This is a genomic window from Duncaniella sp., from assembly GCF_029054785.1.
In the GTDB taxonomy this organism is placed as follows: Bacteria; Bacteroidota; Bacteroidia; order Bacteroidales; family Muribaculaceae; genus Duncaniella.
The window spans coordinates 20,304-34,020 of record NZ_JAIDEN010000086.1 but is presented as its reverse complement, the minus strand read 5'-3'; the positions used below and the strand labels follow the sequence as shown (position 1 = coordinate 34,020).

The 13,717-nt window shown below is 53.1% G+C and carries 5 protein-coding genes; all 5 read right to left on the bottom strand.

The genetic code is table 11. The features are described from left to right. Positions 1-51: 51 nt before the first annotated feature. Complete coding sequence (locus K2H17_RS05355) at positions 52-1,350, bottom strand: mechanosensitive ion channel domain-containing protein (protein ID WP_300132280.1); 1,299 nt, start codon at positions 1,348-1,350, stop codon at positions 52-54. A 348-nt stretch (positions 1,351-1,698) separates the two neighbouring features. Further along, on the bottom strand, positions 1,699-3,906 hold the full coding sequence (locus K2H17_RS05350; protein ID WP_300132315.1) for a glycoside hydrolase family 3 C-terminal domain-containing protein: 2,208 nt from the start codon (positions 3,904-3,906) through the stop codon (positions 1,699-1,701). Between the two features lie 13 nt (positions 3,907-3,919). Beyond that, positions 3,920-6,445 carry a glycoside hydrolase family 2 TIM barrel-domain containing protein gene (locus K2H17_RS05345; RefSeq protein WP_300132279.1) on the bottom strand — a complete coding sequence of 842 codons (2,526 nt, stop codon included), beginning with the start codon at positions 6,443-6,445 and terminating at the stop codon, positions 3,920-3,922. 45 nt (positions 6,446-6,490) lie between these two features. After that, positions 6,491-9,367 (bottom strand): TIM-barrel domain-containing protein, encoded by a 2,877-nt coding sequence (locus K2H17_RS05340; RefSeq protein ID WP_300132278.1) that lies wholly within the window; start codon positions 9,365-9,367, stop codon positions 6,491-6,493. Positions 9,368-9,579: 212 nt separating this feature from the next. Further along, positions 9,580-13,614, bottom strand: coding sequence for a hybrid sensor histidine kinase/response regulator transcription factor (locus K2H17_RS05335; RefSeq protein ID WP_300132277.1), 4,035 nt, complete (start codon positions 13,612-13,614; stop codon positions 9,580-9,582). Between the last annotated feature and the right edge of the window lie 103 nt (positions 13,615-13,717).

Genomic DNA, 13,717 nt, shown 5'->3' with positions numbered 1-13,717 from the left:
GTGGAGGCGCTTCGCTGCTGTGTTGTGATGCCGGTCAGGAGTTTTGGCTCATCAGGCCTGTGGCTGCTGCATTTGGGGTGTGAGGCTGACGGTGGTGACGTCTGTGCCTGAGGGGTCGTTGAAGAGCCGGAGTCCGAATTGCTGTGCGGTGACGGCGGCATGCTCGATGACGGCGCTCTGGATGGCTTCATAGGCGGTCCATTGGGTGGTTGCGGTGAAGCAGTAGATCTGGAGCGGAATGCCTTCGCCGGTTGGGTCCATGACGCGGACAAGGATCTGGCTGTCTGTGGAGATGGCCGGATTGTTGATGAGCCACTGGCACATATAGGCCCGGAAGAGTCCGAGGTTCGTCGAGTCTGTGCCGTTGACAACTGCCAGTCCTGGATTGAAGTCGGGATGGCCGAGTTGCCCGATGTGGTCCAGATATGTTTTGATGATCGGGAACTTCTCCGAGACGGTCTTGATCATTTCGGGAGTTGCTTCGACAATGGTGTCAGAGTCGATGATTACCGACCGGGCTATGCGGCGGCATCCGCTTTCGGCCATTCCTCTCCAGTTCTGGAAGGATGAGGAGATCAGGGTGTAGGGCGGAAGTGTCACGATGGTGTTGTCAAAGTTCTGGACTTTCACGGCTGTCAGCGAGACATCGGTCACAATGCCGTTGGCAAGTGTGGAGGGGACCACGATCCAGTCGCCGACACGAAGCATCTCGTTCTGCGACAGCTGCAATCCGGCGACAAGTCCGAGGATGCTGTCTTTGAATACCAGCATCAGCACTGCGGCGAAGGCTCCGAGACCGGTCAGCAGATTTGCCGGAGATTTGTTGACTATGACGGCCACGCTGATGATGAGGGCGATGAACCAGAGGATTCCCACAATTGTATCAAGAATACCTTTGATAGGGAGGTTTTTGCTGTTGCGGGTCTCGTCGAAGCGCAGCCAGATGAAAGAGGTGACCGAACAGACGGCGCGGCAGATAACTAAGGTTGTGTAGACCAGCAGCGCACGGAAGACCACGGTGCGCAGCATGGAGTCTTCGGTGAAGGCGAACGGCAGGAGCGAGAGCATGACCAGAGGCGGGATGATGTGGCTGCAATGGATCAGCACTTTGTGCTGGACAAGTTCTTTGCCGAGGCTGCTGTGGCGCAGCATGACGAATTTGCGGACTCCGAGCAGAACCAGTGTCCGGATCAGCCATCCGAGGCAGAGTGCCAAGCAGACAATAATTGCCGTATAGATGATTTCCTCGGCTGTGTGGTCTTTTTCAAGACCGATGGAGTCAAGCAGGCGATGGATGTGGACCAGCAGCCACGAGGCCAGCTGGTTCGAGGGGATAAGAGCGTAGACCATAGGAAACAAATAGTTGACGTGATGACAGAATTGTTGTTCTGAATGTTTCTATTATAAACGCCCTTGGCTTATGCATGGTTTAGTGGCGATCTGACAACCTCTGAATGTAAGGTTCTTGAGATGTGCAAGACACCGTTTTCAAATCGGCTGAACAATGGATTGCCGGGATGAAAACGGTGTCTTGTCGCTGTAAGGCGGGAAGCCTTGCAGGTCTGTTATCGGGGGAGGTTTAAAAATTAAGAGCAGGAGTAAACAACCTCTAAATTTATATGATACGGCTTTTGACAGACACTGACAGAAGCCTCTGAAGCAAAGTGATATGAATTTAAAACAGTTTGAAACACGCCTTTATTTGAGTTCAAAGGGGACGGTAGCGCGGATGTCGGCTGACGACGATCCGATGTAGGCTTTGAATTTGCCCGGTTCGGCGCGCCATTCTCCGGCCTTGTCGTCATAGAATTTCAGATCGTCAGGTCTGACGGTGAATCTGACAGTCTTTTCCTCGCCGGGTTTGAGGCTGATTTTTTCAAAGCCCTTGAGTTCCTTGAGCGGGCGCAACACAGAGGCTGATTCGTCGCCGATGTAGAGCTGGACCACTTCCTTGCCTTCGACGGCGCCGGTGTTGGTGACGGGGATCTCGATTGTGAGGTTTTCGTCAGCGCCGATTGTCTTGGCTGAGGCCGAGGCTTTGCCGTATTTGAAGTCTGTGTAGCTCAGACCGTGTCCGAAGGGGTAGAAAGCCGGAATCTTTTTGGTGTCGTGCCAACGGTAGCCGACGAGAATGTCTTCAAGATACTCCTCGCGGATCGAGTCGCCGGGGTAGGCGATGGCACCGAAGCTGTGGGCACCGTTGTCTTCAAGCCGTGCGGGGAAGGAGAAGGGGAGTTTGCCAGAGGGGCTGACTTTGCCGCTGATGACATTGGCGAGTGAGCGGCCTGCCATTGATCCGAGATACCAACCCTGGACGATTGCCGGGACATCTTTGGCCCAGGGCATTTCCACGGCATTGCCTGAGAGGAGAACAACTACGAGATCCGGATTGGCTTCGCTGAGCTCTCTGATGAGCTGAGGCTGGCCGAAGGGGAGACCGTATTCCTCGCGGTCGCCGGCTTCGCAGTCCTGCTGATGGTTTTTGTTGAGGCCTCCGACAAAGATGACAACGTCTGCTTCTTTGGCCATCGCAACAGCCTCGGCCCGGAGCGAGTCCTGGATGGCCTGAGGTATTTCTTCAACGTGGGCATACATCGGTTTGCCTGCACGGTATCCCTGTGCATATTTCACTTTGTCGCCGTAGATTGCTTTCAGGCCTTCGAGCGGAGTGACGTTGTCCTTTACTTTGAGTTCGCTTGAGCCTCCGCCTTTCATCAGGTCGCGGGTGGCATTGTCGCCGACAACGAGGATTGATCTGACGTCAGGGTTGAGAGGAAGCAGTCGGGGAGCTTTTTTGCTTACAGGAGCATTTTTCAGAAGCACGATGCCTTCGTTGCCGATCTCTTCTGCTACGGCATAGTGTTCGTCTGTCGCCAGTGAGCCAAGGGGTTTGTCGCGCTTCATCGCTGTCAGGAAGTTCAGGCGCAGCATGCGGCGGACTTTGTCGTCAAGAGTCTCCATCGGGACCTCGCCTTTCTGAAGCATCTCGATGTAAGGGTTGGCCAGGTAATAGTCATCGGTAGTGAACTCTGATTCTGAGGTCAGACCGTTGGTGTAGGAGCCCATTTCGAGGTCAAGACCGTAGAGAGCAGCCTCGCGGGTGTCATGAGCGCCTCCCCAGTCGGTGACAACCACACCTTTGTAGCCCCAGTCGCCTTTGAGTATCTTGTTGAGGAGCATTTCGTTGTGGCAGGCGTGCTGGCCGCGGATTTTGTTGTAGGAACCCATTATGGTCCAGCTGTCACCGTCGGTCACGGCGCTTTTGAAGGCCGGGAGGTAGATCTCGTGGAGCGCGCGGTCCGAGAGGTTGACGTCGATGTGGCCGCGCCAGAGTTCCTGGTTGTTAAGGGCAAAATGTTTGACACTGGCTGCGACGCCGTTCTGCTGCATACCTTTGATATAAGGTACGACAAGGACTGAGGCAAGGTAGGGGTCTTCGCCCATGTATTCGAAGTTGCGGCCATTGAGCGGTGTGCGGTAGATGTTTACACCGGGGCCGAGCATGACATCTTTCTCTCGGTAGAGGGCTTCCTCGCCGAGAGCGTTGCCGTAGGCGAATGACAGATCAGGATTCCAGGTTGCCGCGAGGGCGGTCAGAGCCGGGAAGGCTGTGATGGAGTCATTTGTGCGGTTGGAATATCCCCAGTCGTTCCAGTTGATCTCTGCGCGTACGCCATGAGGGCCGTCGCTCATCCAGAGGTCGGGAATTCCGAGGCGGGGAACGCCGGCGGAGGAGAATTTGCCTTGCGCGTGGATCATATTCACTTTTTCCCGGAGAGTCATGCGTGAAAGGGCGTCTTCCACGCGTTCATCCATCGGCTTGGATTCATCTTGATAGACAGGAACAGCAGCACCGGCATTGGCTATTGAGCCGGCAATGGCGAGAGCAAATAAGGAATTTCTCAGAGTCATTTGTTTTTCAGAATGAATTTAGAGTTGTGGTGAAAGGCTTTAGCCCCGGAGAGGTCGCGGTGACTGTTATCGGTCCTTCGGAACCGTTGTTCCGGACTATAAGCATCGCTTTGCCATAGAAGGCTTTGCGTTTGTCATCTTTGAAGCGTTCGAGGGAGATGGGGGAGCCGTTGTCAACACCTTCGTTGACGCCTGAGCCGGAAACTTCGAATGTCACCTGGTTTTCAGCCCAGGGACAGAGGTTGCCGTCTTTGTCGAGAATCTCGACGAGAACATAGCTGAGATCTTTTCCGTCGGCCTTGATCGAGGAGCGGTCAGGAGTAAGACGGATACGGTCAGGAGCGCCTGCGGTGCGGATCTCGCGTGTGGCAACAACCCGGCCTTCTTTGCGGCTGACGGCCTTGACGCTGCCCGGCGAGAAGGTGACACGCCATGAGGCGTGATATTTTCCGGCGTCGGCTTTGCGTGTGCCCTGTGATTCGCCGTTGATGAAGAGTTCCACTTCATCGGCATTGTTGTAGTAGGCCCACATGTCGATTTCCTGTCCCGGTTCCCAGTTCCAGTGCGGGAAGAGGTGGAGGACAGTCTTGTCGGGACGCCATTGGGACTGATACATATAATATATGTCCTTTGGAATGCCGGCAAGATCGACAATGCCGAAATAGGAGCTGCGGGCGGGCCAGCCGAAAGGCGTAGGTTCGCCAAGGTAGTCAAAGCCGGTCCAGATGAATTGTCCGGCTATGAAATCCTTGTTGTCGACATGGCTGAGCGTACCCTCATGGGTGTTTCCCCAGGGCACGTGGCAGTTGTCATAAGAAGAGCAGGAGAATGTGCTGTCGGTGAACGCGATGTCCCAGCGTTTTGGCCATATGAACATGCTGTCTGACGGCATACGGTAATAGCCGCGGGTCATCAGTGCGGAGACACTTTCGGTGATTATAAACGGTTTTTCCGGGAACCAGCCTGGTACGGAGTCAAACCAGTTGTCGTGATAGTTATAACCTATGATGTCAAGGGCTCCTGAGCGGAAGAGGTGGTTGCCGGGATCAGGTTCGTTGCAGCCGGCAGTGACAGGGCGCGAAGGGTCAAGTTCTTTGACCATTCCGGCAAGTTTCTTTGTGAGCAGCGAGTTTATGCTGAGTTTTTCGCCCTCTTTGGCCAGATTTTCTTTTCCGTGGCCGAAGTTGAGGATGAGGTTTGCCTGTTCGAGCGAAAGAGTGTCGGCTTTCGCAGAGCTCCACTGTTCGAGCACTTCGTTGCCGATGCTGTACATGATGACCGACGGATGGTTGCGGTCGCGGACAATCAGGTCTGTCAGGTCTTTTTCGTGCCAGTCAGGGAAGTAGCGGGCATAGTCGTGGGATGTCTTTTTCTTCCGCCACATGTCAAAAGTCTCGTCCATTACGAGAATGCCCATGCGGTCACAGAGGTCGAGCACTTCAGGCGCGGGCGGGTTGTGGGATGCGCGATAGGCGTTCACTCCCATCTCCTTTAGGATTTCGAGCTGACGCTCAATTGCGCGTGTGTTGACTGCCGCACCGAGTGCGCCAAGATCGTGGTGCATGCAGACACCGTTGATTTTCATTGGTCTGCCGTTGAGCGAGAAGCCTGTTGCGGGATCGAAATTGAAATATCTGAAACCGGTGGTCTGAATATAGGTGTCAAGCAGTTCGCCGCTTTTCGCATCGGAGACATAAGTGGCGAGGGTGTAGAGATAGGGATCTTCGGTTGACCATAGGTGCGGATTCTTAAGGTCAAGTCCGGAATTCACTTTCACGGATGTGTTTTTTTTGCCGAGCTGAACGGTCTGAGTCTCGGTTTTGCCGATCATTTTGCCTGCGGCATCCATGAGCGCTGTGTAGATGCTGACCTTGGTTGTCTTTGACGGTTTGCCGACAATGTCTGTCACGATGCTTACGGAGGCAAGGCTGTCGGTGACAGCAGAAGAGATCTGCTGTCCCCACAGAGGAATGTGGATCGCGTTGAGGGAGCGAAGCCATACGTTGCGGTAGATGCCGCAGCCGCTGTACCATCGGGAATTAGGCTGTTCGGCGTTGTCGACGCGGACGGCGATGACGTTTTCGCCGTCGGCGTTCAGATAGGGCGTAAGATCATAGCTGAACGAGGCGTAGCCGTAGGGGCGGGTGCCGAGTTCATGACCGTTGATGAAAACCGTTGAGTTCATATAGGCTCCATCAAAGTCAATGAAGATCTGTTTCCCTGTCTGAGAAGGGGAAAGGGAGAATGATTTGCGATACCATCCGACACCGCCTGGGAGAGCGCCTCCGCCGGTTCCGGACGGGTTGTCTATGTTGAAATCTCCTTCAATGGCCCAGTCGTGGGGCAGACTGAGATTCCGCGATCCGGAATCATCAAAATCAGGAGAGGCCATTTCCGGGGCATCGCCGAGGTTGAATTTCCATCCGTTGTTGAAAGAGACGGCTCGCGGATCGGCGGCAGACACCGAAAAAATGGCCGCCCCGCCAAAAAGGACGAGGCATACCATTACAATCAAATTTACCTTAGATAACATGACCTATTGTGTGTGGGGTTCGTAGAGGCTTATGTGATACTATCATCAAAGTTTTACGTTTTTAGCCTCTCCGTTATAGGCAACCACAACACCCTTCTTGTCACGACCGTAGCCGACAGGGGTTTCTTTTGAAACCTTGATGATGTTGAATTTGCGGTTGCGGAGCATGCCTGGATACTGACCTGCGCGCTTGCCTATGGTGAGGGTAGATGTTTCATTGTTCCATGAGAATGGGATCATTGTATACTGGCCTTTCTCATAGTTGTAGTTGGTGTTTTCGTCTTCATAGAGGACGAATTTGCCATCCTCGCCGGTGTAGACATAGAGATTGATCATGTCGGCGGGCTTTTCAGCAGACCATTGCATGGCAGGTCCGAAGGGGATGATCGAACCGGAGCGCACAAAGAGGGGGATGCGTTCGTAGGGCGCTGCGACTTTGAGTGTCTGGCCTCCGTTGACCTCCTTGCCGGTGTAGAAGTCATACCAGTCGGCACCTGAGGGGAAGTAGACTTCGCGTGAAGTCGCACCATAGGTGTAGACGGGGGCTACGAGCAGCGAGGGGCCGAACATGTACTGGTCGCCGATGTTGCGAGTAGCTTTGTCGGCTGTGAAGTCCATGACCATCGGGCGCATGATGGTGTAATCGTCAAAGTGGGTCTTGGCTGCGAGCGAATAGATGTAGGGCATCAGGTCGTAGCGCAGGTTGGTGTAGTAGACCACTGATTTGTATGCGGGATGGTTTTCGGGTGCGATGTTGAAGATTTCGCGGTAGGGCCACTGGCCGTGGGCGCGGAACATCGGGGCGAACGCGCCGAACTGATACCAGCGGGTGTTGAGTTCGCGCCATTCTTTCAGGTCCGGGTTTTCGCGTCCGGTTTTGTCAAATTCGGCGGCTGCGGCCACATAGCGGTCTTCCACGCAGAAGCCGCCGATGTCCATGCTCCACCAGGGTATGCCAGAGGCTGCGAAGTTGAGTCCGGCAGAGATCTGGGCCTTCATGTCCTCCCAGCGGGTGGCGATGTCGCCGCTCCAGGTCGCTGTCGAGTAGCGCTGCTGTCCGGCAAAGCCTGAACGGGTCAGGAGGAAGACGCGGTTGTCATTGATGCCGCGCTGTCCGTTATAGATTGCGTCGGCGTTCATCAGACCGTAGGCGTTGAAATATTTGGTCGAAGGACCGAGTGCGGTCGGGGTGATGAGGTCTTTGCGATACTGGAGGTCCGTGCAGTCACGGATGTTGGGCTCGGATGCGTCCATCCACCAGGCGTCGAGGCCTACGGGTACGTAGTGGTCTTCGATCTGTTTCCAGAAGAGCTTGCGGGCGTCGGGGCTGTATGCGTCATAGAATGAGCCGAGATAGCCGGGGCCTACCCAGTCGCGGATGCTGTCCTGGACGGGAAGTTTGTACATCCAGCCGTTTTTGTCGAATTCCTTGTAGTGTTCGGTAGTGACATAGAATTTCGGCCATACTGAGATCATCACGCGTCCGTTCATGGAGTGGATCGAGTCGACCATTCCTTTGGGATCGGGAAAGCGTTCGGGGTCAAATTCGTGGCTGCCCCATGAGTCCTGTTTCCAGTGGAGCCAGTCGATCACGATGTTGTCGATCGGAATGCCGCGGCGACGGAATTCTGCGAAAGTGGAGAGCACCTCTTCGGCGGTGTTGTATTTCTCGCGGCTCTGCCAGTAGCCCATGACCCATTTGGCCATCATGGGAGCTTTGCCTGTGATGGTGCGGTAGCCGTGGATGACATCGTCCATGTCATCGCCATAGATGAAGTAGTAGTCGATCTGGCTCTGCATTTCACCCCACCAGCTCATCTGCATCTGCTCATTGTCATCGACAGGAGAGTAGACTCTGAGGCCGCAGTAGGCCACAGCGCCGTTGGGCTTCCATTCGATCTTGAGGGGAACGCGTTTGCCGGCTTCGAGATTGACAGAGAACTTGTAGGAGTTGGGATTCCAGGCAGTGCGCCAGCGTTCGGGGACAACTTCCTTGCCGTCAATGTAGACAGACATGTAGCCTGAGTAGTAGAGGATGAATTTGAATTCTCCGCTTTCCGACGGTTCGATCTCGCCTTCATAAGTCACATGGGAACCCTGATATTTGAAATCCTGCGGCAGGTTGACCACATGGACCAGTTCTTTGCGGATGAGGTGTTCGAAATAGATAGAGTCTTCGCGCTGCACGATTGTCGGCTCTTCGGCTTTGGCAGGGATGTAGGTGCCGGTCAGAGCGCCTTCCTTGCCGTCCTTGTCGTAGAGCTTGAACACCTGACCGAGCTGTTTGTAGGGTTCGGGATTGCCGAAACGGCAGAGCGAGTAGCTGTCCCAGAGGATGCCGTAGTTGTCAGTGGACACAATGAAGGGGACTGAAACTTTGGTGTTGTATTGGAACAGTTCTTCGTTCTTACCTTTATAATTGAATTCGTCGCTCTGATGCTGTCCGAGGCCGTAGATGCCTTCTTCCTTGTCAAGCGATTCGAATACCTGACGGACTGTGTAGCCCTTGGTACCTTCTACTTCGATGGGGGAGAATTCGCGTCCGCCATCCGCCTCGGCAACAATCAGCTTTCCGTCCTTGTCATAGAATCTGACATTGCCTGTCGCGAAAGAGACTGTTGCTGTCAGCTGCGAGGTGCTTATGGAAACAGTGGAGTCTGTTTCAGAAACAGAGTATGCGACATCAGCTTTCGGACGCAGGGCCACGAGACTGGTGTCAGAAGAGAATTTTTTGTCGGGAGTCGCTGATACGCGGATGATTTTGTCGTCGATCACCTGAAGACGCACTTTGCGGACCGAATTTTCGGTGTCGGCTGTGACGTTGACGGTCACTCCGCGGTCTGATTTTTCATATTTGCCTTCGGCACACGAGGCGAGAAGCATCGCGGCAAACAAAGAGGCTGTCAAGGTTCCTGATTTCATGATTGAATATTAGAACTGGGGTTAGTTTCAATTGATTGTTTAAGGAAAGAAGATCCGGCAGGAATAAGCCGGATGAAAAAGCATAGCCCCGGAGGCTCAGGACAGGGTGGACTCCGAGACTATGCAAAGTTATAAATAAGAATTGGCATGAGGTTCAGTCTATGTTGACCCTCATGGATCGGAATGATGTCAGACGGGTAGGTAATGTTAATTTATACATGATAATTTGTTGCCTTACCCTCTTTATCCTGGTAGACGGAAGGGAGTACACCGAATTCCTCCTTGAAATATTTGCTGAAATATTTGGGGTTGTTGTAGCCGAGCTGGAAGGCTATTTCAGAAACGTTTAGCTGGCTTTCGCGTAACATTTGCGCCCCGCGCTTGAGCCTGATGAGCCTTATGAATTCGACCGGAGTCTTGCCGGTGGTGGCTTTGAGTTTTTTGTAGAGATGGACGCGGCTCATGCCGAGGTGGCTGCTGAGTTCTTCAACCGAGAGTTCGGGACGCTTGATGTTTGTCACCACGTATTTGATGGCTTTCTCGACCATTTTTTCATCCAGAGGAGTGATTTTGATCGTGTCCGGTTCGGGGTCGATCAGAGTCCGTCCGCTGCCGCGATGGGAGAGTGAAATGAGTTTTTTCATTTTCAGCAGCAGCAGTTCGATGTTGAAGGGCTTGGTGATATAGTCGTCGGCACCGGTGGTGAGACCTTCGACTTTGGCGCTGATATCGTGTTTTGCTGTCAGGATAATGACCGGAGTCGAGGCCAGGTCGGGGGTGGCCTTCATCTTTCGGCAAAGTTCGAGTCCGTCGATGCCAGGCATCATCAGGTCGGTAAGGACAATGGCCGGTCTGATTGATTCGAGCAGCCGGAGAGCGGCGGTGCCGTCCGGGGCAGTTATGACGTGGAAGTCATCGCTGAGTCCGTCATGGAGAAACTCGATCATGTCGCGGCTGTCATCGACAATCAATGCGGTCGGCTTTTCAGGCGAAGATGTCTCCTGTTTTTCGGAAACCGGATCTGTCTGGTCGATGGTAAGATTGGCCAAAGAGACAGTCTCGCTGACAGATGGAGCCTGTCCGGCGGCCTTTTGTGGCTGTTTGATAAGGGGCAGATTGATTGTGAATATTGTGCCTCCGCAGGGGTTGTCGGTGATGTCGATTGTGCCGTTGTGGAGTTTCACATACTCGTTGACCATACTGAGGCCTATTCCGTTGCCGGTCATCGAATTGTCGGCTTTTGAGTTGTCGGCCTGGAAGAAGCGCTCGAAAACGTGGGCTTTGTCGCTGTCGCTGATGCCCGTGCCGGTGTCGCTGACGCGGATTGAGACGGTTGACTGGGTGTTTGAGAGCTCAACTTTCACCTCGCCTCCTTCAGGAGTGAATTTGAAGGCGTTGGAGAGAAGATTCATGATTGATTTGTAGAGTTTGTCCTCGTCAAACATGGCATTGATTTCAGGAGAATCCGAGGTGAAAGTCAGGCGGATGTTTTTCTTTTCGGACAGATTGGCGAACGAATGGCAGACTCCACGGACAAAACCGACAAGTTCGCCTTCGGATAGTTGAAGCGAGAGTCCGGTCACTTCGTTTTTGCGGAAATCAAGGAGCTGGTTGACAAGCATCAGCAGACGCATTGCGTTGTTGCGCATCAGAGTCAGCCGCCGGATCTGTTTCTCGTCAGTGGCTTCCTTTATCATGTTTTCCAATGGAGATACAATGAGTGTCAGTGGAGTGCGCAGTTCATGGCTGACATTGGTGTAGAATTTGAACTTCAGCTGATTGATTTCCTCTTGTTTGGCGAGAGCGTCCTCTTTGCGCTTTTCGTTGAATCGACGGCGTTCGCGTATCTTGATATGGCGTATGACGGCATATATAATCAGGCATATAATAGCGGCATACAGCAGCTTTGCCCAGACAGACAGCCAGAACGGCGGATGCATGACGATTATGAGTTCTGCCGGTTTTGCGCTTTCATATCCGTCGTTGTTGACAGCTTTGACAAGCAACTTGTATGTGCCCGGTGCGAGGTTGGTGTAGCTTGCGCGGTGTACGCCGGTCGGTGTGGTCATCCACTCCCGGTCGAGCCCTTCAAGTTTGTACTGATAGGTGGTTTTCTCCGGGAAAACATAGTTGTCAGTGGCAAAAGTCACTGTAAATGAAGAGTTGCCCGGCCAGAGTTCGAGTTTGCCGCCATGGTTTGGCGATGATTTCAGCAAGACATGGCCTTTGACCTTTTCGCCGACCTCGATCGGGTGTGAGCCGACGCTGATGGCCGAGAACATCACGTTTGGCAGTGTGCGGTTGTGGCGGATGCTGTCAGGGTTGAATTCATTGATGCCGTAAAGGCTTCCGATGAATATCTTCCCTGATGGCAGGCGACCGAACGAGCGCTGGTTGAAATCGCAGTTCTGCAATCCGTCGGCTGAGTCATAGCGGTTTGTGCTGTAAGAGAAATCGCCTGTCTTGTCATCGAACTTTACGGTGAATTTGACGATGTTTCCTCCTTCGCTGACCCAGATGTTGCCGCTATTGTCGATCTGAAGGCCGAGGATGAAGTCGGGAGTTGCCTTTCCGAGCGAGGTTTTCAGCGGGATTTTGCGTTTGCGCTGAGGGTCATAGATGAGCAGTCCGCGTGTCGAAGCCACCCAGAGTAATCCGCGTGGATCGTGGAGCAGGTCGTTGACTTTCAGGCCGTCGAGTTGCGGGATGTTGGAAAATTTCTCCTTGACGGGGTCAAAGACGGCCACGCCGGACGATGTTGCCAGGTAGATCCGCTTCTGGCCTTCTCCGTCACGTGCGATATCAAGGATGTAATCGGAAATGATGTCCGAATTCGAAAGGTTATAGGATTTGACGGTCATTGATTCGGGGTCGAACCAAAAGAAGCCGTGACCGAGAGTTCCGATCCAGAGTTTGTTGTCAGAAGTCCTGGCAAGAGCCCATGTGTAGGTGTTGTCGAGCTGTGAGCCGGTTGTCAGAGTCTCGATTTTACCATTTCGGCACCGGCGCAGTCCGCGGGCAAAAGATCCGAAGTAGAGAGTGCCGTCAGGAAGCTCGATCATGGAAGTGATTGCCGGATATGAGCCGTCGGCTGTCGGATCGGGGATGTTGTTGCGGCTGTTGGTACTTGGATTCCATTTGATCAGTCCTGCCGCGTCGGTCCCTACCCATACAGAGCCGTCGATAAGCGAAGGATAGAGGCAGTTGACATCAGGGAAGGGGATGAGTTTGAATTTGTTGGCGCTTTCGTTGTGATAATAGATCCCCTTCTTGAAAGTGCCGATCCAGAGAGACTCGCTGCCGTCTTCGTAGAGAGCGGTCACAGTGTTGCTGACTCCGGGATCTTCAGTCGTCGAGACCGGAACGAAGCGAAATCTGCCGTTTTCGCGGACAACTTTTTCCAGTCCTCGGTGGTCGCGGGCAATCCAGCGAGTCCCGGAATTGTCCTGCATGAATGTCTTGACCACTTTGTGATTGCTGTCGGAGGGGAGAAGATCATTGAGCCATCGGCGGTTGCGGGTGTCATAGAGATACAGCTTTTCATTGCTGAATATCCAGGCCAGACCATCGTTGTCGGTTTTTATCGTGTAGATGAAGGTGGTGTTATGATCGGTGTTTCTGGCAATGAGCGAATCGGAATGTACGATAAGGAGCGATTCCGGAGAGATGAAGCGTATGATACCTCTGTTGTCGATTGTCATGATCTCTTTTGAGGTAGAGACAATGTCTGTTATCTCGGACTCTGCATAGCTTTTGTCTTTCAGCATTTCAGGACGTGTCGATCCCGGTTTGACACGATAGAGTCCTTTTCCATGTATGTGGATCCAGATGCCTTTTTCATTGTCAAGATGCAGGAGCGATGGGGTGCCGTTGATGTTTAGTTCTTCCATGTAAGGCGAGATGTCGGCTGACAGGCGGTCTGATTCAGGATCATAGACAGTGTATGTTTTTCCGGCCCGGACCCACAGGCGTCCTTTCAGATCTTCCTGGATATCGGTGACATCCTCGTCATAGACAGTGGCGATAGAGTCTCCGGCAGTCGGAAGGTAGAGCTTGAAGCCATAACCGTCGTATCGGCATAGTCCTGATGATGTGCCGACCCAAAGAAATCCGTCTGAGTCGTGGTGAAAAGTATTTATCTTGTTGTTTGCAAGACCGTTGGATGTGTCAAGATGTTTCAGAATGAACTCTTGTGCAGAGCCGATGAGAAAACAAATTGTTAGGCTTAGAAAAATAGATAAACGCATGGCGTTAACATTTAAGGAATATTTATATTCGCAAAGTAAACGGATTTCTTGGAAATTTCCAAATCCGGAGATGTGGGGTCGAAGGTGATAACATCTGTGATTG